Origin of the sequence: Methylomarinum sp. Ch1-1, from assembly GCF_030717995.2 — a bacterium.
GTDB classification, from domain to species: Bacteria; Pseudomonadota; Gammaproteobacteria; order Methylococcales; family Methylomonadaceae; genus Methylomarinum; species Methylomarinum roseum.
This window is the reverse complement of the sequence record NZ_CP157743.1, coordinates 1,391,838-1,417,787: the sequence shown is the minus strand read 5'-3', so window position 1 is coordinate 1,417,787 and position 25,950 is coordinate 1,391,838. Positions and strand designations below refer to the sequence as shown.

The following is a 25,950-nucleotide window of genomic DNA, read 5'->3' as shown; positions in this document are numbered from 1 at the left end:
ATTGTAATTGTAGGCGCAAATTTAGCCGCGCAATTCGCATCTACCGCAGCAATTTCCAGTTTGGCGCTCAAAAAGGGCATGGGGTGTGTTTGGCGAGGATGCTCCTCGACAGACATACCCCATGCCCTAAACACAGCAAAATGCTCAACCTGGGAATTGCTGGCAGCTACCGAGCCCCCGTCATTTATAACATGACAGGCGCTAGAGCCCCTTCCATTCGCTGAACAGCCCGGCGTTTATGCCGTACATATCCAAGATGCGACCGACGCCCTCATCGACCATCGCCCTGACCGAATCCGACTTGTTGTAGAAAGCCGGCATCGGCGGATAAATAATCGCCCCCATCTCGGTGGCGGCCGCCATGTTGCGGATATGGGCCAGGTTCAACGGCGTTTCCCGCGGCATGATCACGACCTTGCGCCGCTCCTTCAACGCTACGTCGGCGGCGCGGGAAATCAGGTTATCGCCGAAGCCATGCGCGATCGCCGCCAACGTCTTCATTGAGCAGGGCGCGACGACCACCCCTTCGGTCTTGAACGAGCCGCTGGCGATACAAGAAGCGATGTCATCGATGCCATGAGTGACATCGGCCAAGGCTTGCAGCGCCGAACGCTCCATCTCCAGTTCGTATTTCAGGTTGACCAGACCGGCCTTGGAAATCACCAGATGCGATTCCCAATCCGGCTGCTCTCGCAGCACTTGCAGCATCCTGACTCCGTAAATCGCACCGGTCGCTCCGGTCATCGCGATGACCAAACGTTTTTTCTCGTTACTCAATGCATTTTCCGTTATTTCATACAGGGCAATATTCTATCAGTTGCCGACACCAAGGCGTCGATCATTTCCTTGCCCTGAGCGACGTGACCGGCAGCCGGCAATACGATATATTCCGCCTCCGGCAATGCATTGGCCAGACTGTAACCCGCCTCCATCGGACACACCAGGTCATTTCGACCATGCACGATCACCGTTGGAATGTTCTGCAACGCGGCGCAGCGCTCCAAAATCTGATTCTCAGCGATGAAATACCGGTTTTTTGCAAAATGCATTTCCATCTGCACCTGCCGCACCATGTTTTCCGTGATATGTTCGGGCCCGTCATCGGCCTGATAATCGGCGCCTAACGCCGTCTGCCCGCCCCAGGCCATCCAGGCCCGGGTCATGCGCCTCTTCGCGACTTCATCGGCGCCGAAGGCGGTATCGCACAGGCCCGCCAACAGATCCGCGCGTTGCGATTCCGGAATACTGCTGACCAGTGCTTGCCATTGCTCGGGATAGATCCGACCGGCGCCGTCTTTGATGAACCAGTCCAAATCCCGTTGTCGGGCCAAAAATACGCCGCGTATAACCATGCCGGCCACATGCCGGCGATGCTGTTGAGCATATAACAAGGCCAGTGCGCCGCCCCAGGAACCACCGAACAATAGCCAACGTTCTATATGCAAGCGCTGCCTAATCCGCTCCATATCGTCGATCAGCTCCTGAGTGGTATTGTCTTGCAATTCGCCGAACGGCTCGGAGCGACCGCAGCCGCGTTGGTCCATCAGGATGATGTGATAGCGTTCGGGATCGAAGAAGCGGCGGTGATCGGGTCTACAGCCGGAACAGGGACCGCCATGCAAAAAAATAACCGGAAAACCTTGCGCATTGCCGCACTGTTCGACATAAACTTGATGAACGGAATCGGTTTCGAGCAAAAAGGAATGGAAGGGTTCGATTTCGGGGTATAGCGATTTCATGCGTCAATAATATGCCAACAAGGTGCGGTGAATGTCTCTGCAATTCGTTTTTCATTATACCGTGAAAGCACCTATCGATGTCGGCGCGCGCCCTTATTCTTGAGCAGGCCGGGGTTTGTAACCCCGGCCTGAATCTTTCAATCCTATGCCAAACTAAAAACCAAAACATTCGGGGCGGGTTGAATAACCCGCCCCGCCCAGGCACCTTGCACCTAAATTATTTTAGCCATAAAAAAAGGGGAGGCTTAACGCCTCCCCTTTTCGGGTCTCGCCAAGATCTGAAGATCTTAGAAACGGAAACCGAGCGAGCCGCCCACGGTGAAGCCATCGGTGTCGACGCCGTCGACATCATCCGGTGACCAATGGTAGCGGCTGTCCGCGCCCAGCACGATGCCGTCCAGGATTTCGTATTCCGCACCGGCGCCGAACTGCATGCCGGTGTTCAATACGGTTACCGCATCAGACGGCGGACTGATGATGTTGATGTCCAGACCGGCTGGGATGATCCACGGTCTAAATTTGCTGCCGTGCATGAACTTGATCTTGGTCGCCGCGCTGATTCTCAGCATGTTGACGGTGACACGCTGCTGTAAATCAGTCCCTGCAGTGCCTGTAATGACACTTTGAAGGCCATTAACTTTATCATCGGTCAATTCGGCATATTCGATGCCCAATTCGATGATCGATGAGGTATCGTCCATCAGGCCGAACATGTCGTTATTCAGGTTGAAATCGATCGCGCCGCCATAATAGAACGCGTCGTCATCGGTATCGCTGGTCAATACATCTTGACCCAGACCCGAACCGGCTAGACCCGCAGTCGAACCCCGGTTATCGTCGAACTGCATCCAACCGCCGCGTACCGAGAAGGTGTGGTCTTTGCTGGCCACATGAACCGGCGCACTCTTAACTGACGACATCCATTGATCCAGTTCCTGAACCTTCGCCGCATTCACGGACGTGGCGTCGGTGGAAGCGGCCTTGACGCGATTCAGTTCGGCTTGCATCGCCTTCATCATCGCCGCCATTTGGTTAACTTGCATTTCCAAGGCTTCGGTTTTTTTCGCGGTCGCATCGGCGACGCGTTCCGCTTTCGAATGAGCAGCGGCTTGTGGAGAAACCATCGCACCGGCCATTGTTAATGTCGCTGCGGCCACGCCGAGCGCTACGTTAGTCTTTTTAAATGTCATTGATCCCCCCTCAAGAGGTTGTTGTTATTACACTGTATTTGCTCTAATACAACACAGATTTTTTTCACGGTCTTGATAATAGCAGCTAATCCCCCTCCTTACAAGTTCCTTACAACAATTAACCGCATTTCTTTTCTTTTCCCTATCCATTATTTATCAATAACATATAGCACATAAATAAACCAATACAAGAGCATGTCAAAAAAAAACAACATTGTTGTTGTCTTTTTTACCATAAGCCCACGAGAGCCCAGCACCTAAACTCCATGGCTACCGGACTATATTTTACATTCCAGGATAATTTAGGTGCTGGGTGAACGGCGTCCTGTCAAGCGAGTTACCGAACCTCCACAAAGCCTACTGTTTCGGGAAGTTATTTTGTGCATATTCCTAAACGCCTCTAAAACGCTCAAATTGGGAATTGCTGCGCTATAAGCGCGGGCATTTTCAATAAACCAGACATCGCCTATAATGGCTACGGCATTTTCAGGCCGCTCCGACCTCCAAGACTCGAGGAAACATCATCCAGCAGCAGCGGATATCAGTCTGATTTGCCATACGAAACAACCTCTCCCTATACATGAAACATTCTTCCGACATCACCATCATCGGTGGCGGCATCAACGGCCTGTTGACGGCCAAAGAACTGATGCAAGCCGGCCGCCAAGTCACCGTTCTGGACAAATCGCGGACCGGACAGGAATCCTCCTGGGCCGGCGGCGGCATACTGCTGCCGCTCTATCCGTGGCGACAGGCGCAGGCCATTACCGACTTGGTGAAGGTCAGCCTGGCAAAATATCCGCTTCTTTCTCGAGAATTATACGAAGCCACCGGCATCGATCCGGAATGGTATGACTGCGGCCTGCTGATCTGCAAAAATCCCGATTTCGCCCAGGCCCTCGACTGGTGCGTAAAGAACGACATCGCTTATCAGTCAGCCGACGAGCGGTTCTTTAGCGCGTTGCATACCGCCCCCGAACACCCGTTGTGGCTGCCGGAAATCGCTCAAGCCCGCAATCCGCGCTTGCTGAAATCGTTAAAGGCCTTCTTAATGACCGCCGGCGTGCGGTTCCTGGAGAACCGCGACATCACCAAGATCGCTATCCAGCACGACCGGGTCGCCTCCATTACGACGACCGAAGACGCAATCGACACCGATCAGCTAGTCATCGCGACCGGCGCCTGGACCGGTGAATTGCTGGCCAAACATTTCCCCGAACGGCAGCAAGCCGTCGATATCCAGCCGGTCAAAGGCGAAATGCTATTATTCGAGGCGCGGCCGGACACCTTGTCACATATGATCTTGGATGGCGACCAGTATTTGATTCCACGGCGAGACGGCCGCATCCTGGCCGGCAGCACCGTGGAACAAACCGGCTTCGTCAAGGAAACCAGCGCGCAGGCCAAAAACCGGCTGTACCAATTCGCCACGCAATTATTTCCGGCCTTGCTCGACTACCCGGTCATAGCCCACTGGGCCGGCCTCAGACCCGGCACCGCCGAGGGCGTGCCCTATATTGGCCGACATCCACAAGTCGACAATCTCTATATCAACGCCGGTCATTTCCGCAACGGCCTGGTCATGGGGCCCGCCTCGGCGACGCTATTGGCCGACCTGATGCTGAAACGCACACCGCCACTGGACCCGACGCCGTATCAAATCAACCGTTAACCCGACAAGCCACTGCCATGAATCTTTATCCGCTGCTCCGTCCCGCACTGTTTTCATTAGACCCGGAAACCGCGCATCATGTCACCCTAACACTGCTGCAACTGGCCCATCAAACCGGCTTGTCGGCACTGTCGCGCGCCAAGTCCAGCGACAAACCCGTCAGCGTCATGGGCTTGACGTTTAACAATCCGGTAGGATTGGCGGCCGGACTGGACAAAAACGGCGATTATATTGACGCCTTGGCGGATCTGGGCTTCGGCTTTATCGAGATCGGCACCGTCACCCCCAGGCCGCAACCGGGCAATCCCAAGCCCCGCCTGTTCAGACTGCCTGAACACCAGGCCATCATCAACCGCATGGGCTTCAATAATCTGGGCATCGATCATTTGCTGGAGCAAGTCCAGCGCTGCCGTTACCGCGGCGTGCTGGGCATCAACATAGGAAAGAATTTCGACACACCGATCGAAAACGCCGCCGACGATTACCTGATCGGCTTGCGCAAAAGCTATCCGCTGGCCGGCTATATCACGGTCAACATCTCTTCGCCGAACACCCAAAACCTGCGCCAATTGCAACAAGGCGATGAAATCAGGCGACTACTGTCGGCGCTGAAGGAAGAACATCAGAAGCTGCAAGGTCAATATGACAAACATGTCCCGCTGGTCGTCAAAATCGCCCCGGACCTGAGCGATGAGGAAATCAGTCATATTGCCGGACTATTGAAGGAATTCGCCATCGACGGCGTCATTGCCACCAATACCACGATCGCCAGAGACAAGATTCAAGGCCACCGTCATGCCGAAGAGGCCGGCGGTCTCAGCGGTGCGCCGGTCAAGGAAAGCTCTACCCGTGTGGTCAAGGCGCTGGCGGGAGAATTGAACGGGCAGCTGCCGATTATCGCCGCCGGCGGCATCCTCAGCGCCGCCGACGCCCAGGAAAAGCTGGACGCCGGCGCCAGCCTGGTGCAGATCTACAGCGGCCTGATCTATAAAGGACCGCAATTACTTGAGGATATATTGCAGAACCTTTGAATGAATTATCACCGCAGAGACACAGAGAAATTGCAATTATTCGGCATAGTTTTAAATGGCTATAAACTTACCGCAGCCTGTTTCAGGAAACAACCTGCGGTAAGTTAATCGCTATTAAAAACAATACCCGCGTAGGCTAAGAGCACTTTATTCCCAGAATCTCCGACTCTTGCGCCTCCGCGGTTTATGAAATCATTCCCCGGCCACCGACATCTGCTCGACCAAAATCGAGCCGGTGCGGATGTTGCCGCGATAATCGACATCGTTGCCGATCGCGACGATATGTTTGAACATATCTTTCAGATTGCCGGCGATGGTAATCTCCTGGACCGGATAGCTGATTTCGCCGTTTTCGACCCAGAAACCCGAGGCGCCGCGAGAATAATCGCCGGTCACCATGTTGACCCCTTGCCCCATCAATTCAGTCACCAGCAGACCGTCGCCCATTTGCTTCAGCATCGCAGCGAAGTCATTATCGCCCGCGTCGACGGTCAGGTTATGAACGCCGCCGGCATTGCCGGTGCTTTGCATGCCCAGTTTACGCGCCGAATAACTACTCAACAGATAAGACTGCAATATACCGTCGGTGACGATATCGCGTGCGCTAGTGGCCACCCCTTCGGCGTCATAATTGGCGCTGCCCAACGCGCCTTGCAGAAACGGCTGTTCATGGATACGGACAAATTCCGGCATGATCGGGGTGTCCAGCGCATCCAACAAAAACGACGACTTGCGATATAGATTGCCGCCGCTGATCGCGCCGGCCAACGAGCCGATCAAGCCGGTGGCCATTTCCGGCGCATAGAGCACTGGACACTGACGGGTCGACAGGCTGCGCGCGCCTTGTCTGCGCAAGGCGCGTTGCGCGGCTTTTTCACCGACGGCGACCACCGATTCCAGCTGACCGGGATCCCTGGACACGGTGTACCAGTAATCGCGCTGCATCCGCTCATCGCGTCCGGCCAACACCGAACAACTGACGGAGTGCCGGCTGGACCGATAGCCATGAAGAAACCCCAAGGAATTCCCTAAAACCCTCACCCCCTGGTGGCTGTTAACGCTGGCGCCTTCGGAATTACTGATATCGGCATGATAAGCGCGCGCGGCATTCTCGCATTGGACGGCGAGAGCGATCGCCTGCTCGGCATCCAACGACCAAGGATGGTTTAGATCCAGATCGCGAAATTCGGTCGCCAGCAACCGTTTTTCCGGCAAGCCGGCATAGGGGTCCTCGCTGGCGTAACGGGCGATGCTGCAGGCCGCCTTGACCGTTTCTTTCAAGGCTTCGGGCGATAAATCATTGCTGCTGGCGGAGCCTTTGCGCTGATCGAAATACACCGCGATGGCCAGCCCCTGATCGCAATGATATTCGATCGTTTCCACATCGCCCATCCGCGCCGTGACGGACAATCCGTTATCGACACTGAGGCCGGCTTCGGCGGCGCTGGCCCCCTGTCTTTCGGCCTCATTCAACAGATCCTGAACGATATTTTTTAGCTGATTAATTTGTTCCTGGTTTTGCACAATAAAGCCTTTTTAGCTGTTAAACGCTGGTTCCGCCGACGGTCAAGCCATCGATTTTCAAGGTAGGCTGTCCCACGCCGACCGGAACGCTCTGCCCTTCCTTGCCACAGGTGCCGACACCGCTGTCCAACTCCAGGTCGGTACCCACCATCGACACCCGGGTTAACACATCGGGACCGTTGCCGATCAATGTGGCGCCCTTGACAGGCCGGGTAAGCTTGCCATTTTCGATCATATAGGCCTCACTGGCCGAAAATACAAACTTGCCAGAGGTGATATCCACTTGTCCGCCGCCAAAATTACTCGCATACAAGCCTTTCTTGACCGATGCGATAATTTCTTCCGGATTATGCGGGCCGGGTTGCATATAGGTGTTGGTCATGCGCGGCATCGGCAAATGAGCATAGGACTCGCGCCGGCCGTTGCCGGTCGCCTTCACCCCCATCAAGCGGGCATTCAGCGTATCCTGCATATAGCCTTGCAAAATTCCGTTTTCAATCAACACGGTTTTTTCGCTCGGCGTGCCTTCGTCATCGATGCTCAAGGAACCTCGACGTCCGGGCAGGGTGCCGTCATCGACGACGGTGCATAAATCCGAGGCGACGCGCTGACCGAGCTTGCCGCTGAATGCGGAAGTGCCTTTGCGGTTAAAATCGCCCTCCAGCCCGTGACCGATGGCTTCGTGCAGCAGGATACCGGGCCATCCCGGACCCAATACGACCGTCATCGCGCCGGCCGGCGCATCACCGGCCTCTAAATTCACCTGGGCCTGCCTGACCGCTTCACGACCATAATCCCGCGCCCTATCCTGATCGAGAAAATAACCGTAATCGGCGCGCGCTCCGCCGCCCATGCTGCCGCGTTCGCGGCGTCCGTTTTCCTCGATGATGACGCTGACATTCATTCTGACCAACGGCCGAATATCGGCTGCCAGCGCTCCGTCCTGATTGGCGATCAGCACATTCTCGTAAACTCCGGCCAGGCTGACGATCACCTCCTCGATGCGCGGATCGAGCCGGCGGGTATAAGCGTCGACGTCTCGTAACAAATCGACTTTTTCCTGGTCCGGCAGCGAACTTAACGGATTCAACGGCGCATAAAACTGCGGCCAATTGCCGGATTCTTCGACCCGAGTTTGCCTGTTCTGTCCTTGCCGAACGATGGCTTTGACGTTATTGGCCGCCTCCAACAATATCGGCAGTTCAAGTCGATCACTGTAGGCAAAGCCGGTTTTCTCCCCGGAGACCACCCGCACCCCGGCGCCATGATCGATATTATGGCTGCCTTCCTTGATGATGCCGCCTTCCAGCACCCAGGACTCGAAATGACTGGTTTGAAAATAAATATCGGCCGCATCCACCGGCACGCTGAGCAGCTTCGCCATCACTTGATCGATATCGCCGGTCTGCATGCCATGCGGCGCCAGAATGGATTGAGTTACTTGATTTAATAATGCCATGAAAATTTCGAATCTTTTTAGAAAAATGGGGAGTCATCGCGAATGACGTCGTTATCGTCTACATCAGCGAAGAGCCGAGCATGAATTCGGCGCCTGAATTGTCTAAGCCTAATTTAGGTTTTATCGGGATAATGATTTTTTCCAGACCTTATTCGCTCAACTCGTCTCTGATCGCCTCATATAAGGCTTCGATCAGCTTCGCCGAACCGTCACCGAGCGCCTCGTCTTCATCGCCATTCTCCGTCGGTTCAACCTTTGTCGCCCTGACCTCGCATTCGGTCTCGCGCCAAACGATGCTGAGCTTGTACTCGGCCTCTTCGTATTCTTCTTCAAATATAAACAATGTGACGTTACCGAACACCCGAGTGCCTGAATCCTCGCTGGGATCGTATTTGACATAATAAACGCCTTGTTCGCGATTTTTATCGGTGACCTCGATTTTTTTTAAATCCAGCGCCTGACCGACGATATTCCAAGAACGGTCAAACAATTTTTTAATCTTCAAAACCGGCGGGGCTTCCGCATCATCGAGAGAGACGCTATCCCCGAGTCCTTTTGTTAGCCGATATTGTTCCTCGCTCGCCTGTCGCCTTGGCGCAGGCTCGCTGATGTCGAGTCTAGGCGGCATTTCCAGCTCCGACGTGTCGCGGTATTTATGTTCGACCTCTGAGCAGGCCGCCAGCATCAATAACAAAAACGCTGCTATCTTATGGCCCATGTTGTTAAGCGCAAAAAAATCGACGATGTTCCAATACAGGGAAAGATTTACGAGTTTTTTCCAGTCGATCCAGGTCAATGTCGGCGCTGACAAAACCGCTGCCGGTTTTATAACAATCCAGCAGCACTCCCCAAGGATCGACGATCATGCTGTGGCCGTAGGTTTGCCGGCCGTTGAGATGAAATCCCCCTTGATTGGGCGCGATGACATAGCACAAGTTTTCAATCGCCCGGGCGCGCAACAACACTTCCCAATGCGCCGCCCCAGTTTCCGCGGTAAAGGCCGCAGGAACGACGAGGACATCAAGCCCCCCCCGGGCCATCGTGCGGAAAAATTCCGGGAAACGCAAATCGTAACAGACCGCAACGCCCAGTCTTCCGAAAGGAGAATCGATCACCAGCGGCGCATCACCCGGCTCGATGGAATCCGATTCTCTATATTCCTCATCGCTGTCCGGGACGCTGACGTCAAACAAATGAACCTTGTCATAACGCGCGACGCGCTCCCCCAGATCATTGTAAACCAAACAGGCGGCCCTGACCCGATCATCATCATCGGCAACCAACGGAATGGTCCCGCCAATCAGCCAGACGGCGTATTTTTTTGCTGCTGCCGATAAAAAGTCCTGGATTCTACCGCTTCCATCTTGCTCACGAACTTTAACCTTGTCAAATTCATTGTTCCCCATGATGGCAAAATTTTCCGGCAAAGCAATCAGTTTGGCGCCCGCCTTCGCGGCTTCGCCAATCAATTTTTCTGCCTGCAGCAAATTGGAGCTGATATTGGGACTAGATGCCATTTGTATGGCGGCACATATACTCATGTGTATTCTCTTTCTTTGTTTTTTTCAGTAATCATTACCAACAAACGATGCGACACCGGAACAGCCTAATTGGCATCCGGCGACAGCCAGGGAAAATCGGTCAACTCGGTCCAGGTTTTCTTCAGTAAGCCGTCACGATCATGTAGCGGTGTAATTTCCGCATTTCCCCAGGTTCCTTCGACCTTATATTCCGAGCCGAAAAAATAACCTTCTTTATAATCGTCGGTTAAGGCCTGGGTAACGAGTGAGGCAACCCTATCGACAATTGTACCAGCAATGGGCAAGGCGTCTGAACTTTTAGGGAGCACCAAAACTCGGTAATCCAACGTTTCCTGCAACAAATCGGTCTCGCCGATAATTTTGACCCTGGCGGAAACCGCATCGATCAACAGATCATCGGTTAATCCCTTGCCTTCACTAACAATGAATTTTCCGGTGATACGGTTAAACGCCAGGCCCTTTTGATAAATATCTCTAAAATCCAGGGTGAAGCGTTTAACCCACTGCTCCATCGCTATCAGACCGAGCAACCGACCAAAACCCGGCTCGATACTGGAAATGCGCCCTCCTTTCAAATCCACCTGCATCTCCCCCTGCAGTCCCGCCAAGTCGAATTGATAGGGCGCGCCATTCCAGCCGCCGGAAAAATCGACCACCGCTTCGGTTTCATGCAAATCATCGTTATAACCCAACTCGCCCAAGAAACGGCCAAAATCGGCGCTGATTAATCGCCCGCGCAGCTCCGTGGCGTTTTCATCGCCCGAGCGCAACCAATCGGCTGTTAACTCAATCAGGCCATCTCGGCCACTCAACATGATTTTGTCAAAATGCACGCCCTGGCTCGTTCTTTCCGTTTCCAGCTCCAGCCGCCCCAAATCGACTCCCCGCCATAACAGCCGATCACTGACGATCGAAATCAACGGTATCCGCTCGCTGTTAATCGACGAAACCGGCAAATCCAGCCCGGCGATCCGGGTCAAATCCAGATAGTTCATCTGCAGCATGATTTTGTTGTCCGCCACCGAGGCGTCCGGCAAACGTATTCCTCCCCGCGCCAACGGGCTGCTTAAAGAGCCTTGCCAGTATTGGTCTAGCCGCTTCAGATCTAACGTCAGCTTGCCTAATCGTTGCCGCCCCCATTTCAGCTGAGCCAAATCGACATTGACTCGATCGAGCTTCGGCGCGTTAAAGGCCTGTTCCGCCTGATGATCGCCGATAAGCATCTGCCAGTCGGCGACATCTAACTCCGGCTGCTTGATATCCAGCCTCAAGCCGGCGTTTTTACGTACGCCAGGCTGCCCGGGACCATAGACGATATGTCCGGAATGCAATGTTTCGGTCTGCTTGTCGACCTGCAAAGCCAACTTCAGCACATCATCATAGTTAGCCGTTAACGGCAGCAAATCATTTCCCGCCAACGCGATGTTGATCTGCAATGGTTTTTTTTCTGCGGCTGATTTAGCCAGCGGCGCCGGCAAATCCACCGTCACCCCTTGCAAATTGCTGTCAATCTCCACAGACGACAGTCTATCGTCAACAAGCGCTAAATCGATTAAGACCGAATAAGGGAAGGCGCCTCGAACAAAGTTATTGCTCAAAAACGCAAACTGCTGATGCAAATGCGTCATATCGCTATCGCCGGAAACCGCGATGCGAACGCTCTCCTGATCGCTGGTGATAGCGGCTCTCGCCGGGAAGCCTAACACCTTGGCGTCGACACGCTCGCTAAACAGCCCTTGTTCGGTAAAACGCAGCTCTCCCTTCAGCTCATTGATTGGCAGGGCGATGGCCTTGACTTTCAAGCCAGCATCGTCGAGATGGACGACGCCTCCGACACGCGCAGGACCGTGATCATCCAGCGGAATGCGTAGCTTGAGCTCGACTTCCGTCTCCCCCTGAACCTCGGTTGTCGCCAGCACCCCATCGACGCGGCTATGTAACGGGGTTTGCTGCATAAAGCGCAAGCCAGCGTCGAGGCTGCCGCTCAATACGCCGTCCACCAGAAGCCTGTCGGCGACACTTAATTCCGGTATCTCGACATCAGCCCGCTTGATCGTCACGCCTTGCGCTTCCGCATGCCTGAGCTGGACGCGGAGACTGTCGGCGAAAAAATGAACACTGACATCCAATTGCTTCAATAACGGCCATTCTGGATGATATAGCAGTTCACCGTGATCGACATCGAAGCGCGCCTCGAATTTACCTTGCCCCGCTTCGAACGGAAACTGATCCAAATTGCCGGACAACAAAACCTCGCCGCGGTGAACACGACCGGCGATAAAAGCATGGTCCAGCCAATCGACCACTTCATCCCCCATGACTTTTACCGGCAAATAACGCGGCACCCGGGTGACATCGCTAACCCCTTCGAAAGCCATCTGCAGTTCCAAAAAAGGCGCTTGATCGCCCTGGGGAATGACGACGGAAAACTGCGCATGAGTACTGAGATCGGCATTGTTTACGACAAGATAGTCCGAACTCAGGCGTAAACCCCGAGGCTCTTGCAACCAGGCCACTTCCCCGCCCGCTCGATCAAAATCGATGGCCTGCCTAAACAATCCGGGAAATGCGATACTGCCTGAAGCGCTGGCCAGACTCAAGCGCCCCTGTTTTTGCGTCCCCAGCAAGTATCCGCTCAGTCCTCGTAGTTGCGGCATCGCATCGGACGATTCGGCCACAACTTCGGAAAAACCGCCATTCAACGCAAATTCCCGCCCATCGGCGGACACATAGAGCGCAAAATCCTGCAGCATCCCGGCCATCTTAAGGTCTTTCGGCAACCTGGCCGCCTGCTCGGCAGACAGAAAAAAAGGCGCCAAATAATCGGCTTCTTCTAGGTCCAGCCGAGGAATTAACGCCGAAAAATCACCATCGGCGGCCTTAGCCAGAAAAAACTCGGCAACCGGCCATTGTTGCCGTCCTGTGTTTAGCTTTAAATCGTGCGCACTAAAGCGCCAGCCTTGACGCGATAACTCCCAGTTAAGATGGCCGTCCACTTGCGCCAGAACCAGTTTTTTATCGCCTTCCCGCTCGATATTGATCGCTGTTCCATCAATATCGGCAGTCACCCGATAAGGCCTAGAGTCGCGCCAATCAGTCCACAACCGAAAACTACTCCGGCCCTCGTTGACTTTAATGTCGTAAGGCAAATCACCGGTCAGCAGCTCCACAAGCCGGATATCCCGCCCTTCCAGATAAAGCCGTCCGTTAATATGCTCGCCATCGGCGATACTGCCTTCGATATTGGCCGAGACTCTTAATGAATCGCCATATTGGCCGGGCAAATCGCTTAACAAGTGTATTTCGTGTCGGCCATCATCATTCTTGATCAATAAATCGAGGTTATTGAACACTACTGTTTCGCCATGGCGTTTTTTATCCAACCAACTAATTTCGCTTTGCAGTATTTCGTATTTCCCGCCTCTAGCCAGCCATAAAGGCTGCTGAGTATCGCCCGCGTTGAGACCTTTGATACTAAAACTGCCATCCTGTTGGCGTATCATGGACACCTTAGCGCCGACCAAGGTCAGCCAGCTCGAACCTAGCAAATCGCCGCTGAATAAAAATTGCAACACATCTAGCCCCAACCGCACTTCCTTCAAGGTCACGGCCGGCTGACCGATTTCATCGACCGACAGGATATCGATATCACGCAAAATGAATTCAGGATTAAAGCCGCGCGTACCGGCTCGCAACGAGCCTATCTGTAAATGAATCGCGGTAAGGTCATGAAATTTTTGTTGGAGTTCGGCTTTATAACCGTCCACACCGACCAAAAAGGCGCGCACGGCGGTCAGACTAATCGCGCCCGCAATTAACGACCAGAAAATGAATAGTCGCGTCGCCCGCGTTAGATGATGGATCACTGATGATTTCTAACTTATAGTAATACCACGTCGTACTGTTCCTGGTTATATTCAGTCTCGGTTCTGAATTTAATCGTAACGCCCAGAAACACTTCCAGTTCGGCCAGCATGGCCGCTTCTTCGTCCAACAACATGTCGACAACCTCGTTGGAAGCCAGCACCAGAATTTGTTGAACATTATACTGCCTTACTTCACGGATGATTTCGCGGAAAATTTCCAGACAAATCGTCTCCGCCGTCTTTAACACGCCTCGTCCGCCACATGCCGAGCAGGGTTCGCAAAGAATATGCTCCAGACTTTCACGAGTGCGTTTACGCGTCATTTCCACCAAGCCCAACGCCGACACTTCGGTAATTTTAGTTTTGGCATGATCCTTATCTAGATTACGCTGCAAGGCATTCAACACCTGTCTTTTATGCTCCTCGCTCTGCATATCGATAAAGTCAATGATGATGATCCCGCCCAGATTTCGTAACCTGAGTTGTCGGGAGATGGTCTGGGCCGCTTCCAGATTGGTTTTGAAGATGGTTTCTTCCAGATTTCTGCCGCCGACATAACCGCCGGTATTGACATCGACCGTGGTCATCGCCTCGGTTTGATCAAACACCAGATGGCCGCCTGACTTCAACTTGACTTTTCTTTCCAATGCCTTGGTGATCTCATCTTCGACATTGTATATGTCGAAGACCGGCCGCTCGCCGGAATAGTGTTCGATCACCGGCACGATCTCCGGCACGAACACTTCGGCGAATTCAAGCAGTTTCTGATAAGTTTCACGAGAATCGACCCGCACCTTTTCGATGCCGTCCTTGTAAAGGTCGCGCAAGGTCCTGATACTGAGCGGCAAATCCTCATGAATCAAGGTCTTGGCTTGGGCTTTTTGGGTTTTCTCCAGAATCGCTTCCCACAGCTTGATCAGGAAGGTCATATCGGAAAACAACACCGACTCCTCGACGCACTCGGCCGCCGTCCTCGCAATAAAACCGCCGCATTCGTTTTTTTGCTGGAAGGCATCAATGCAGGCCCGCAGTCGATTGCGTTCAGCCTCGCATTCGATGCGTTGCGACACGCCGGAATTGACGGCATAAGGCATATAAACCTGATAACGAGAAGGGATCGATATTTCGGTGGTCAATCGCGCGCCCTTACTGCCTATCGGATCCTTAGTGACCTGAACGATGATTTTTTGCCCTTCGCGCAAATAGTGTTCGATATTTTCCGAACCTTTTTTCTGTAGCTCCTGGCTGTTAAAATCGGACAAGTGTAAGAAGGCCGCCTTCGCCAGCCCGATATCGACAAACGCCGCCTGCATGCCCGGCAACACTCGACAGACTTCACCCTTATAAATATTTCCGACCAGACCTTTTTGTCTGAAACGTTCGATAATCAGTTCCTGCAAGACGCCATTCTCGATGACGGCGACCCGGATTTCAGGCGGCGTAACATTAATTAAAATTTCTTCACTCATGTGATTATTTTGATGCCCTGTCTTTCCAACAGCTGCGCGGTTTCAAATAATGGCAAACCGACGACCCCTGAAAAACTCCCCTTGATGGATTGGATGAATATACTGGCAAACCCCTGAATGGCATAGGCGCCCGCCTTATCCCGGGGCTCGCCGGTACGCCAATAAGCCTTGATTTCATTTCCGGTCAGCGCCCTGAATGTCACATCGGTGATACTGACGGCTTGCTCATGCCTATTGTCGCCTCTTACTGAAACCGCGCTGTAGACCTGATGGGTCTGGCCCGACAACAATTCCAACATCTGCCTGGCATGCTCGAAGTCTTGCGGTTTACCCATGATGCGCCCTTGCACAACGACCGCGGTATCGGCCGCCAACACCGGCTTGCCGACATTCAATTGTGAGCAGCAGGCTGCCGATTTTTCTGCCGCAATACGTGTGACATAAGCCCGCGGTAATTCGTTCAACAATGGCGTTTCATCGATATCAACCACATGCACACGATAGCTAACACCGATCTGATCCAACAACTCCCTGCGGCGCGGAGAAGCCGATGCCAGAACGATCTGTTTTGTCATCATTCAGCGATGATAGGGATGATGATTAAGAATAGACCAAGCCCGATAAATTTGTTCGGCGACGATAACCCTGACCAATGGATGCGGAAAAGTCAGCTTCGAGAGTCGCCACGATTCACGGGCCCGCTCCTTGATCAGCGGAGACAAGCCTTCCGGCCCGCCAATCATCAAGGCAATATGTCGACTGCTTTCCTGCCAACGCTGCATCGTTTCCGCCAACTGCTCGGTAGACCAGTCCTTGCCGACCAAATCCAGCGTGACCACATGCGCCTTATCCGGCAACACCGTCAGCATGCGCTCACCCTCTTCCCTGATGATCCTGCTGGTATCGCTGTTTTTCCCCCGTTTGCCAGGCGCTATTTCCTTCAACAGTAACTCGCATTCTCTCGGCAAGCGTTTGGCATATTCATGGTAGCCCTGCTGCACCCAGCCCGGCATTCGGTTCCCTATCGAAATTAGATGTATTTGCATGGGCAGCAGAATACACAGAAGCCTTTGCCGTTGCAACGAACAATAGCGGATTGGCATAGTCGTTGATCACGACCGGTGTAACTTTACAACAGTGGGTTGTTATATATCGAGGAGTCTACCACGGAGAACAAATACCGGGCGCTCCTGGGGAACCCTAAACATCGCTAAAACGCCAGCTATTTTCTGTTTGGCGTTCAAAAAGAGCATGGAGTGTGTTTTTGGCGAGGATGTCGGCAGCAAGGATGCTGCCGTCAAGCCCCCTGCACCTAAATTCCATGGCTACTGGACTATATTTTACATTCCAGAATTATTTAGGTGCTGGGTGAACGGCGCTCCTCGACAGACACATCCCATGCCCTAAACACAGCAAAAATGCTCAAACTGGGAATTGCTGCAAAAATGCTCAAACTGGGAATTACTGGCCATTTTATGCTATAAATTAAACGGATATTTGATAATATTTATCCACCCCCTTTAAAAAACAAAACTTCCATGGAAATCAAATCAAAGTTCTTAGGCGAACAGCAAGTCGACCCAGACACCATTATCACGTTTCCCAATGGCATCCCCGGCTTTGAAAATCAACATCGCTTTAAATTATTCCATCAGGAACACAGCAACATAGTCTACTGGCTGCAATCATTGGATGACGAGGCGCTGACGTTTTCGGTCACCCACCCCTCTCATTTCAATATCAATTACCGTTTCTCCCTCACCGACGACGAAGAAAAGCTGCTGGCGCTCGACAACAGCGAAGACTTATTGCTACTGATACTCTTACATAAAGACGAGCAGACTGAGGATGTCGATGGCCCCACCGTCAAAGGCTCGATTAAATCCCCGCTACTGATCAACAGCGCCAAACGCGTAGGTCTGCAGAAGTTTCTTGGCGAGGTGGAACAAAGCATTACGCTGATGGAAAAAAACAGCGAGATTAATCTCTCTGAAGCATAAGCCAGCGTTAACTTAGGCCCGCTAACGTGGATATTTCATGAAGGGAATGAAATTCTGGGAAATCGGGCAAGAAGGTTGGAGAAACATCACGAACGCCATAACAGGCTATGGCCTGGACGATTTTGTTCAAGATTCTAAGCCCGATTTTTCAACTAAAACAGGTTCGTAACTGCTCGCCCCACTTATCGAACGCGGCAGGGCATGTAGGGTGGATAAGCCTGAAGGGCGCATCCACCAAAGATGCCGACCCGGTGGATGCGCTCCGCTTATCCACCCTACGGAATGGGGGTGAGTAGTTACCCCGAAAAAATATAACCCAGATGTCACTATTCAGCTTGATACCGAGAAAATATTTCTTTTATACTGAATAGTTACACCCAATTAATCCTCATGCCTAGGTTGTTAATAGTTACCAGGCCCGCCTTTGTAAAATATTCGGATTAAGCCGCTTGCACCGGAATCGCGTGACTGGAATGGGTGATCTGATTGTTTTCATCGAAATAAACCAGTGTAGGCTTATAACTGGCCAGCTCTTTCTCATCCAGCAGCACAAAAGAACAGACGATAATCAAATCCCCCGGACAAGCCAGTCGGGCTGCCGCGCCATTGACGGAAAAAATGCCCGACCCCTCTTCGGCGCGAATCGCATAAGTCGTGAAGCGTTCGCCATTATTGACATTGTAGATTTGGATCTGCTCATATTCCCTGATGCCCGAAAAATCCAGAATCTTTCCATCAATCGCACAGGACCCTTCATAATCAAGCTCAGAATGCGTCACACTAGCTCGGTGCAACTTGGCTTTAAGCATTGTAGTTTGCATAATCAACAATCTCGAATTTTAGAGAACCCAGCATTATGCCTTAAAATCAGGTCACTATCAAACCCGATCCAGACAAAGTATTGATGGGAATAAGACATCATGCTCGCAAATTTAGATTTCATTTGCAACGCCCGACATGCTTTCAAGAAGCGAAGCCATCGGCATTTACGCGCAAAACTGACTCAGGACGTCGCCTCGACCTCATTCCTATGAATTCTAACCTCGGTCGGATAAGCAAATTGCAGGTTATTTTTCTGCAAGATCTCGGCAATCTTAAAGAGCACGTCTTCCTTGACCGCCAACCACTCCGCCCAATTGACCGTTTTGGAAAAACAATAAACCAAAATATCGATCGACGAATCATTATACTGGTCCATATACACCAGCTGAGTCGCCTTAATGCCTTTGACATCCTCCAACGACGACAATTTGAAGTGACGGTGGCCGGAAGCATGCTTTTGTTTCGGGTTGGCGATGCCGGAGTGGCTACGCAACATTTCCCGAATATCGACCAAGGCCTTGCGTATATCGTCCATATCGCTTTCATAGGTGACGCCGACATGCATCTTTATCCGTCGACCGACGACGCGTCGATTCCAGTTCATGACGCTGGATACCGAAACCTGCGCATTGGGAATGGTAATCAGGGCATTATCGAAGGTTCTGATGGTCGTACTGCGCAAACCTATTTCGGCTACCGTCCCCTCGACATCGCCGATTTTCACCCAATCGCCCATGCGAAAGACATTATCGAATAAGATGGTGATGCCGCCGAACAGGTTGGACAAGGTGTCTTTGGCCGCCAACGCAAACGCCAAACCGCCAATTCCCAACGTCGACATGATCGCGGTGATACTGATGCCGAAATGATTGAGGCCTATGGCCAACATTGAAACCAAAATGATTACCTTGGCCGTCTGCACGCCCAGATTAATCAATTCCTTGCGCAATTCGGTATTGGTCTGACTTAATTTATGCACCTGCGCCAACACCACGGTATCGAGAATCTTAAACAACAGCCAAACAAAAATCAGACTGTAAATGACGAAGGTGATATTCTCGATGGAGGGCCGATAATCGGTTTTATAGAAAAAGGCTATGGTCGCCAAATCAATGCCAAAAAATATCAACAGCGCTCGCGCCGGCTTTCTGATCTCATGATAAATCTGGGTCTGGCTTTCGGCGTCTTCATCGATGACATATTTCTTGATCAGCCAACTGGTAAATTTAAACAGAAATGGATAACTGAAATAGACCAGCAGCATGATCACCAGCGAAATGCCGATGCCACCGACATCGACCTTAAAAGGAATTAATTTATGATTGATCGGACGGAGAAAATCAAACTGATTCACATAGGAAATGATCGAAATCAACGAGAATTCCTGAAACCAATGCGTTGAAGCAATCAGACGCGGGTGATTAATGACATAGGTCAGGATATCCTGAAATGTGGTATTGACCCGCATGAACTCTTGCTGATTACGTTTGAAAGCGGCATAGATCTGCCCCTCCACGATCACATCCGACACCTCAAGGGAGGCGGCAAGCTGCTGGCTTTTCTCCAGCGCTTGTTGTGAGGCGTCGACGATTTCATCGATGCTGACATAATTATTGGACGCCCGGATCAAAAACTCCAGATAACCGCGTATGGCCTGACGTGTTTTGCCGGCCTCCAGCTCCGCCTTATCCCTCAACACCGCATACTTGTTGCCACGTTCCTTGTTGACCGCCATTCGCGACTGTAAAAAATTCAAGCGCTTATCGCTAATCGCTGCAGGCAAGCTTTCCACCGATGTCGTTCGCAGCTGCTTCAACAGGACTTCCAATTGGGCAGCCTGCTGTTCCAGCACCGCCGTGATCGCGTCTTCATCGTCCAGGCTCAACAAGCGCTCACTCGACGCTTCCAACTTTTCCACCTGTTCAATGATCTTCAATTGCCGCTGATTCGGCTTGGCGAAAACGGAAAAACTGAACACCAGCAATACGATAACTATCAATCGATGCAACATAAACTCGCTTACCTAGAGAAACATAAATTATCGATCAATCGAGTCCGCCCCAGCTTAGCGGCGGCCAAAATCACCAGATTGCGGTCATCCTCGGAAGCCTGCCGCAAATCCTCGATCCTGCTCACCGCCAGATAGTCGGGAAGAAAACCAGCCACGCGCAAACACTCCATTTGCTGCTCTGTCAGCGCATGAAAATCAGTCTGCCCCGCCAAAATGGCATCGCGGACACGACATAAACTCTGATAAAGCTTTGGCGCGATGGCGCGCTCTTCGGCCGTCAAATAACCATTGCGGGAACTCATCGCCAGGCCATCCGGCTCCCTGACGATCGGAACGGCGCAGATTTGCACCGGAAAATTAAGATCGACCACCATACGCCGAATGATGGCCAGCTGCTGGAAATCTTTTTCGCCGAAAAAGGCCAGATCAGGCTGAACCATATTGAAAAGCTTACACACCACGGTTGCGACACCGTTGAAATGCCCAGGCCGACTGCCGCCGCAATAATCGTCGGCCAAGCCGCCGACCGTGACACTCACTTGCGCGTCTTCAGGATAGATCTCCGCCACCGCCGGCAAAAACAATAAATCCGCCTGCGCCCGGTTTAATTTATCGGAATCCTGCTGTTCGGTGCGCGGATAAGCGGCGTAATCTTCCCCAGCGCCAAACTGGGTCGGATTGACAAAGATACTGACGACCACCTTATCAGCCCGCTGCCTGGCGGCGTTGACCAATGCTATATGACCGGCATGGAGGTTGCCCATCGTCGGCACCAAGGCGACCGCCAGTCCTTGTCGCCGCCATTGCTTAAGCGTCGCTCTTAATTCAGCAATGCGGGTTACAGTGTGCATCGGCATTCAATAACAATGTTCCGGGGCGGGGTATTGACAACTCTTCACCGCCTGATGATAAAGTCTGACCGCCTCTTCGACACCGTTGGCTTCGGCCATGAAATTCTTATAAAAGCGCGGCTTTTTGCCGGCCTCCAGATTCAAAATATCGTAAAGCACCAACACCTGGCCATCGCAGTCGACGCCGGCGCCGATTCCGATCACGGGAATACTCAGCTTGGCGCTGATGTTGGCGGCCAGGCTGGCCGGCACGCATTCAAGCACCAGCATACTCGCGCCCGCCTGTTCGACCTTGTCGGCATGCTCTAAAATTTGTTCGGCCACCAACGGCTCCTTACCTTGAACGCGATAAGCGCCGAGCTGATTAATCGACTGCGGCAGCAAACCCAAATGGGCGCAAACCGGCACACCTTGATCGACTAGAAAACGAATGACATCGAGGCGCGCGCCTTCTAATTTCACCATTTGCGCGCCCCCGGCCTGCAGCAAGCGCGCCGCGTTTAACAGCGCCATTTCAGGCGTCGCATAACTACCGAACGGCAAATCGGTGACGACAAAAGCGCGCGTCCTGACCCGAGTAACGCAGCGGCTGTGATAGACCATGTCATCCATGATGACCGGTACGGTGCTTTGCTGTCCCTGAATCACCATACCCAGCGAATCACCGACCAAGATCACATCGATGCCGACCCTATCCAACAAAGCGCTGAAGCTAGCGTCATAAGCGGTCAGACAACTGATTTTCTCGCCACCGCGCTTCATCGCCGCCAGATCGGTCACCGACAACGGTTTAACAACAGCCGGCGCACTATAGACACTCATGACGTCAACCTTTCCAAGCCGTCCGCCGGACACTGTTCCACTAAATCCTGCAGAAAGCCTTGCCCTGGAATATGCAGTTCCGGACCGGCTATTTCCAACAATGGATACAACACAAACGCCCGCTCGGCGAGACCGATATGCGGCACGATCAAATCAGGCACCTTTATTTGCTGTTCTCCAAATAACAATAAATCCAGATCCAGCGTTCTAGCCCCCCAGCGCTCCAGCCTTACCCGGCCATGCTGATTTTCGATCGTCTGCAATTGCCTGAGCAACCCCATCGCAGTCATACCGGTGCGCACCGCCATCGCCGCGTTGATATAGTCCGGCTGATCCTGAGGCCCCATCGGCGCACTGCGATACAAACTGGAAAACGCCGCTTCCTCAACACCCGGCAGCGCAGCGATAGCGCAGCGCGCCGAACGTATTTGCTCAACCGGATGATTTAGATTGCTGCCCAGACCTATATAAGCCAACACCGTGATTGTTCCTGTCTCATTCATGTCGCTTCGGTATTCGTCGATTTAGGCCGAGATTGCTTGGGGCGCCGTTTTTTTCGGCTTTTTTTGGCCGGACGCGTCATCCTTTTTTGCTCAGTCTCATCGGCGCGCTGAAATTGAGTCCACCATTCCGCTAACTCAGAGTCGGCATCGCCGGTCTGTGCTCTTAACAACAGAAAATCATAGGCCGCCCTGAAGCGGGGATGCGACAACAAGCGAAACGGGCGCGCACCGACTCGTTTAGAAAAACGTGATTGCAATAACCAGACCTCACGCATCGATTGGGTGATGCGTTTGGGTATCGAGGTCACTTTTATTTGTCGCTTTAACACTTGATTCGCGGCATTTTGATAGGCGAAGGTTTCATTTTCGCCTTGCTGCAGCTGCGTCTTGACTTCCAATTGCAAAGGCTCCCATAAAAAGGCCGCCAAAAGAAAGTAAGGGGTCACCGTTTTGCCTTCGGCAATGCGATTATCCGAGTTTTGTAACGCGGTCGCTACAAACAAGCGCGGAAAGTCATGATCTTCGGTCGCCAAGCAGCGATCCGAATCAGGAAATAAAACGGCAAACAAACCGTAATGTCTCAACAACTCGAAGGTCTGTAAGCCATAACCCGATAAAAACAGCTTCAAGGACTCATCGAACAATCGCGCGGCCGGAATGCTCCGCAATAATTCCGCCATGTCAAAAATTGGCTTTTCGGTATCGGGATGAATAGCGAAACCCAATTTGACGGCGAAGCGCACCGCCCTCAGCATCCTGACCGGGTCCTCCCGATAGCGGCTTTCCGGATCGCCAATCAACTTTAATATCGCCGCCCCATGATCTTCCATGCCGCCGGTATAATCGACGACGGAAAAGTCGCGGATATTATAATAGAGCGAATTGACAGTAAAATCGCGTCGCCAGACATCTTCTTCTATCGTGCCGAATACATTGTCCCGCAACAGCCGCCCGTCCTCATGCACTAATTGGCGTTCCGCGTCTTCGCTATCGGAACCACGAAAAGTCGCAACCTCGATGATTTCACGGCCAAAATACACATGCGCTAAACGAAAGCGGCGGCCGATCAGACGACAGTTGCGAAACGTGTTTTTCACCTGCTCCGGACTCGCGTTGGTCGCCACATCAAAGTCCTTGGGTTCGCGGCCCAATAACAGATCCCTGACGCAACCGCCCACTAAATAAGCCTCGAAACCGGCTTTTTTCAGCCGATAAAGCACCTTCAGGGCATTCTCGCTGATTTGAGAGCGGGAAATATTATGTTCCGGACGCGGATAGATTTTACAAGCCAGCGGCTTGGGAGCTCCCGGCCTCTCTGACGGACTCAAAATTTTTTTGAAAAAGTTTAAAATGACTGCTATTCCCTTCAATTTATGCAACTATTCAGTCAAGTTTCAACATCGATCTCGGATAATTGCGGATCTTTAGGTTCAATCGCGATAAAAACGCAACGGGCTGTGCGCCATGAGACCTACATACAATTGCCTCGCCAGGTAAAACATCTAGCGGCAAAAGTTCTATCATACCACTCCGCCCGATTCCAGCTCAATCAACAGCTTTCTTTTACATTCCCCTTTTCAATATAGTAAAATTCGCCAATACGTTAAATAATGCCACAGTAACTGCATTCATCCTGCCTAAAAACTAGGATTGACATGCTTTTTTCAAGCCCTTTGCTTTAAGTGTTTAGCCCCGGGGAAACTTATGTTTAAAAAGATTATCAACGGTTTAATAGACCATCCTTTACTGACCAGTATTTTTGTCGTGGACTTGTTCATCCTGTTATTGCATAAACCGCCTTTTTTATTCTCACTGCTGATGCTGGGCGGCTTGGTCGCCATCAGCATGTATCTGGGACAAAAACTGGCGCTGTTTAAAATCTAAACTTGCAAGCTCCTCAATCACCACAAAGACCCGGGCAACCGAATCAGGCGGCGCCGGGTTTTTGGCGGCGCATGGCTGCCGTCATTTACGACTCGCTGCTATTACTCGCCGTGTTATTTTTAGCCACCACCGTCGCCCTGCCCTTCAATGCCGGCGAAGCCTTTTCAGCCGACCAAGTCATTTACCCGCTCTATCTAGTTGCCGTCAGCTTTGTATTTTATGGTTGGTTCTGGACTCATGGCGGGCAAACCTTAGGCTTGCGTAGCTGGAAAATGCGTCTCGTTGACCGACACGACAATCGAGCCGTCGGTTGGCGACAAGCCCTGCTGCGTTATTTGGCGGCTGTGCTGTCCTGGCTCTGCCTGGGGATGGGATTTGTCTGGATATTAATCGATAAAAAAAATCTGGCTTGGCACGATTATTTGTCAGGAACACGGCTCATCCTGACTGAAAAAAAGGATTCTTGAAAACGCGGCCGACAAGACCGCGCCTTCTCGGCTCTGTTATCTGACTACGCGCTTACATCTGACTTTCACCTCTTTCATGTGGCAACGATATTTGCCCTCATAGCCGCCCCCACACTCATCACAGACGACCTCGCCCTCATCGACAATCGAATCTTTGGTCCAACCGTAGCCCTCCTCCTCACACAGCAATTTCGAATACTTATCGAATCGGCTATACCCTTGATAGGAATCGGGCTTCTTCATGACCTTTTCCATGGCTTCTTCCTTAGGCTTACAACCGGGACTAGGCTTCAAGTTGCCCGTCACCTCCATGTAATCCCACTCATCGACGTTGGTAGCAAAAGCAAAACCGGAAAAAGATAACAAAGCCACTAAAAAACTAATCGTCGTCAATTTCATTTTATTCACCTTCCATTCACCTTTGGTTGTTATTATTTTGACAAAATTTTACTCTATCATTTAAAACACCAAAAATAAAAGGCCTTATTGATACTCTCATCGTAGCAATTCCCAATTTAGATAACAAAGAGGGCTTGGGGGGGGGTGTTTGGCGAGGAACGCCGTTCACCCAGGCCCTAAACACCGCTAAAACGCTCAAACTGGGAATTGCTTCTCTTATCGGCCTTAATAGCTAGCGAAAGCCATTATGCTATAATAAAAAACCATCAATCCGCTATCAGAGGGGCTTTAAGCAATGAAAAAAATAACTAAAATTTTCTCCCTGGCTGCTATCTTTGCCGCGTCTTCGGTTAACGCCGAAATAATCAAACTGGAAGACAATTCCAAAATCCTTGGCAAATGGCATGTCGATGCCGCCGCCGCCGCGCTGCATAAAGAGAAGCGCACCCAAAACTCGACCTGGGATTTCAAAAAGGACGGCACCCTGGTTTCCGCGGGTAAAGACGTCGTCAGCGGCCGCACCGGCATGATGAAGATCAATCTTAAATATTCCATCGAGGACGGAAAGATCAAAAAACAAACCTCTCCGGGCAGAGAAAAATACGAAACTTGCGGCGTGGTTGAACTGACCGACAAAAAGATGACGCTGAAGTGCACCTATCTGTATTACTTCCTGACGAAAATGTAACTTTTACCTGAC

General features: G+C 52.0%; 25 protein-coding genes. 7 read left to right on the top strand and 18 right to left on the bottom strand.

Features of this window, described 5'->3' with window-relative positions; translation table 11 throughout:
* Nucleotides 1–201: 201 nt before the first annotated feature.
* The 3 genes from Q9L42_RS06895 to Q9L42_RS06885 form a co-directional block, all read right to left on the bottom strand.
* The gene (locus tag Q9L42_RS06895; RefSeq protein ID WP_305909167.1) at nucleotides 202–777 is read right to left on the bottom strand and encodes a UbiX family flavin prenyltransferase; all 576 of its coding nucleotides are present in this window, start codon (nucleotides 775–777) and stop codon (nucleotides 202–204) included.
* Between the two features lie 11 nt (nucleotides 778–788).
* Nucleotides 789–1,739, bottom strand: a complete 951-nt coding sequence (gene pip / locus Q9L42_RS06890) for a prolyl aminopeptidase (RefSeq protein ID WP_305909168.1) — start codon at nucleotides 1,737–1,739, stop codon at nucleotides 789–791.
* 287 nt (nucleotides 1,740–2,026) lie between these two features.
* Nucleotides 2,027–2,929, bottom strand: coding sequence for a hypothetical protein (locus Q9L42_RS06885; protein ID WP_305909169.1), 903 nt, complete (start codon nucleotides 2,927–2,929; stop codon nucleotides 2,027–2,029).
* Nucleotides 2,930–3,509: 580 nt separating this feature from the next.
* Between Q9L42_RS06885 and thiO the strand changes: the two genes are divergently transcribed.
* Both thiO and Q9L42_RS06875 read left to right on the top strand, forming a co-directional pair.
* Nucleotides 3,510–4,601: a glycine oxidase ThiO gene (gene thiO, locus Q9L42_RS06880; RefSeq protein ID WP_305909170.1), complete on the top strand. Its 1,092-nt coding sequence runs from the start codon at nucleotides 3,510–3,512 to the stop codon at nucleotides 4,599–4,601.
* A 17-nt stretch (nucleotides 4,602–4,618) separates the two neighbouring features.
* The gene (locus Q9L42_RS06875) at nucleotides 4,619–5,632 is read left to right on the top strand and encodes a quinone-dependent dihydroorotate dehydrogenase (protein WP_305909171.1); all 1,014 of its coding nucleotides are present in this window, start codon (nucleotides 4,619–4,621) and stop codon (nucleotides 5,630–5,632) included.
* Nucleotides 5,633–5,824: 192 nt separating this feature from the next.
* Here the strand turns inward: Q9L42_RS06875 and pmbA are convergent, their stop codons facing one another.
* From pmbA to rlmH, 8 genes are all read right to left on the bottom strand, one after another.
* Nucleotides 5,825–7,156: a metalloprotease PmbA gene (gene pmbA, locus Q9L42_RS06870; protein ID WP_305909172.1), complete on the bottom strand. Its 1,332-nt coding sequence runs from the start codon at nucleotides 7,154–7,156 to the stop codon at nucleotides 5,825–5,827.
* A 19-nt stretch (nucleotides 7,157–7,175) separates the two neighbouring features.
* Entirely contained in the window at nucleotides 7,176–8,615 is a 1,440-nt protein-coding gene (gene tldD, locus Q9L42_RS06865) for a metalloprotease TldD (RefSeq protein WP_305909173.1), read from the bottom strand.
* Between the two features lie 148 nt (nucleotides 8,616–8,763).
* The gene (bamC, locus tag Q9L42_RS06860) at nucleotides 8,764–9,333 is read right to left on the bottom strand and encodes an outer membrane protein assembly factor BamC (RefSeq protein WP_349432417.1); all 570 of its coding nucleotides are present in this window, start codon (nucleotides 9,331–9,333) and stop codon (nucleotides 8,764–8,766) included.
* Nucleotides 9,334–9,337: 4 nt separating this feature from the next.
* Complete coding sequence (locus tag Q9L42_RS06855; protein ID WP_349432415.1) at nucleotides 9,338–10,156, bottom strand: carbon-nitrogen hydrolase family protein; 819 nt, start codon at nucleotides 10,154–10,156, stop codon at nucleotides 9,338–9,340.
* Between the two features lie 65 nt (nucleotides 10,157–10,221).
* Nucleotides 10,222–14,022, bottom strand: coding sequence for a YhdP family protein (locus tag Q9L42_RS06850; RefSeq protein ID WP_349432413.1), 3,801 nt, complete (start codon nucleotides 14,020–14,022; stop codon nucleotides 10,222–10,224).
* Between the two features lie 14 nt (nucleotides 14,023–14,036).
* Nucleotides 14,037–15,491, bottom strand: a complete 1,455-nt coding sequence (gene rng / locus Q9L42_RS06845) for a ribonuclease G (RefSeq protein ID WP_305909178.1) — start codon at nucleotides 15,489–15,491, stop codon at nucleotides 14,037–14,039.
* Nucleotides 15,488–16,066, bottom strand: a complete 579-nt coding sequence (locus Q9L42_RS06840) for a Maf family protein (RefSeq protein WP_432648892.1) — start codon at nucleotides 16,064–16,066, stop codon at nucleotides 15,488–15,490. Before Q9L42_RS06840 ends, rng begins: the two co-directional genes overlap by 4 nt.
* A gap of 3 nt (nucleotides 16,067–16,069) precedes the next feature.
* Nucleotides 16,070–16,537, bottom strand: a complete 468-nt coding sequence (rlmH, locus tag Q9L42_RS06835; RefSeq protein ID WP_305909180.1) for a 23S rRNA (pseudouridine(1915)-N(3))-methyltransferase RlmH — start codon at nucleotides 16,535–16,537, stop codon at nucleotides 16,070–16,072.
* Nucleotides 16,538–17,029: 492 nt separating this feature from the next.
* Between rlmH and fliW the strand changes: the two genes are divergently transcribed.
* Nucleotides 17,030–17,491 carry a flagellar assembly protein FliW gene (fliW, locus tag Q9L42_RS06830; protein ID WP_305909181.1) on the top strand — a complete coding sequence of 154 codons (462 nt, stop codon included), beginning with the start codon at nucleotides 17,030–17,032 and terminating at the stop codon, nucleotides 17,489–17,491.
* 37 nt (nucleotides 17,492–17,528) lie between these two features.
* A complete protein-coding gene (locus Q9L42_RS06825; protein WP_305909182.1) occupies nucleotides 17,529–17,660 on the top strand; it encodes a hypothetical protein in 132 nt (43 codons plus the stop codon).
* Between the two features lie 271 nt (nucleotides 17,661–17,931).
* On the opposite strand, the gene panD is transcribed toward Q9L42_RS06825, so the two are convergent.
* From panD to pcnB, 6 genes are all read right to left on the bottom strand, one after another.
* The gene (gene panD / locus Q9L42_RS06820) at nucleotides 17,932–18,312 is read right to left on the bottom strand and encodes an aspartate 1-decarboxylase (protein ID WP_305909183.1); all 381 of its coding nucleotides are present in this window, start codon (nucleotides 18,310–18,312) and stop codon (nucleotides 17,932–17,934) included.
* A gap of 182 nt (nucleotides 18,313–18,494) precedes the next feature.
* Entirely contained in the window at nucleotides 18,495–20,324 is a 1,830-nt protein-coding gene (locus tag Q9L42_RS06815; protein ID WP_349432409.1) for a mechanosensitive ion channel family protein, read from the bottom strand.
* Nucleotides 20,325–20,332: 8 nt separating this feature from the next.
* On the bottom strand, nucleotides 20,333–21,175 hold the full coding sequence (gene panC, locus Q9L42_RS06810; RefSeq protein ID WP_305909185.1) for a pantoate--beta-alanine ligase: 843 nt from the start codon (nucleotides 21,173–21,175) through the stop codon (nucleotides 20,333–20,335).
* A gap of 6 nt (nucleotides 21,176–21,181) precedes the next feature.
* Complete coding sequence (panB, locus tag Q9L42_RS06805; protein WP_305909186.1) at nucleotides 21,182–21,997, bottom strand: 3-methyl-2-oxobutanoate hydroxymethyltransferase; 816 nt, start codon at nucleotides 21,995–21,997, stop codon at nucleotides 21,182–21,184.
* Nucleotides 21,994–22,500, bottom strand: a complete 507-nt coding sequence (folK, locus tag Q9L42_RS06800; RefSeq protein ID WP_349432407.1) for a 2-amino-4-hydroxy-6-hydroxymethyldihydropteridine diphosphokinase — start codon at nucleotides 22,498–22,500, stop codon at nucleotides 21,994–21,996. The genes panB and folK overlap by 4 nt, the downstream gene beginning before the upstream one ends.
* Nucleotides 22,497–23,828 carry a polynucleotide adenylyltransferase PcnB gene (pcnB, locus tag Q9L42_RS06795; RefSeq protein ID WP_305909187.1) on the bottom strand — a complete coding sequence of 444 codons (1,332 nt, stop codon included), beginning with the start codon at nucleotides 23,826–23,828 and terminating at the stop codon, nucleotides 22,497–22,499. Before pcnB ends, folK begins: the two co-directional genes overlap by 4 nt.
* 376 nt (nucleotides 23,829–24,204) lie before the next feature.
* Here pcnB and Q9L42_RS06790 point away from each other — a divergent pair, with 376 nt between their 5' ends.
* On the top strand, nucleotides 24,205–24,384 hold the full coding sequence (locus tag Q9L42_RS06790) for a hypothetical protein (RefSeq protein ID WP_305909188.1): 180 nt from the start codon (nucleotides 24,205–24,207) through the stop codon (nucleotides 24,382–24,384).
* A 2-nt stretch (nucleotides 24,385–24,386) separates the two neighbouring features.
* Nucleotides 24,387–24,851 carry an RDD family protein gene (locus Q9L42_RS06785; RefSeq protein ID WP_349432404.1) on the top strand — a complete coding sequence of 155 codons (465 nt, stop codon included), beginning with the start codon at nucleotides 24,387–24,389 and terminating at the stop codon, nucleotides 24,849–24,851.
* 36 nt (nucleotides 24,852–24,887) lie between these two features.
* Here the strand turns inward: Q9L42_RS06785 and Q9L42_RS06780 are convergent, their stop codons facing one another.
* Complete coding sequence (locus Q9L42_RS06780; protein WP_349432402.1) at nucleotides 24,888–25,250, bottom strand: hypothetical protein; 363 nt, start codon at nucleotides 25,248–25,250, stop codon at nucleotides 24,888–24,890.
* A gap of 295 nt (nucleotides 25,251–25,545) precedes the next feature.
* On the opposite strand from Q9L42_RS06780, the gene Q9L42_RS06775 reads away from it, so the two are divergent.
* Nucleotides 25,546–25,938 carry a hypothetical protein gene (locus Q9L42_RS06775; protein ID WP_305909190.1) on the top strand — a complete coding sequence of 131 codons (393 nt, stop codon included), beginning with the start codon at nucleotides 25,546–25,548 and terminating at the stop codon, nucleotides 25,936–25,938.
* Nucleotides 25,939–25,950 lie beyond the last annotated feature (12 nt).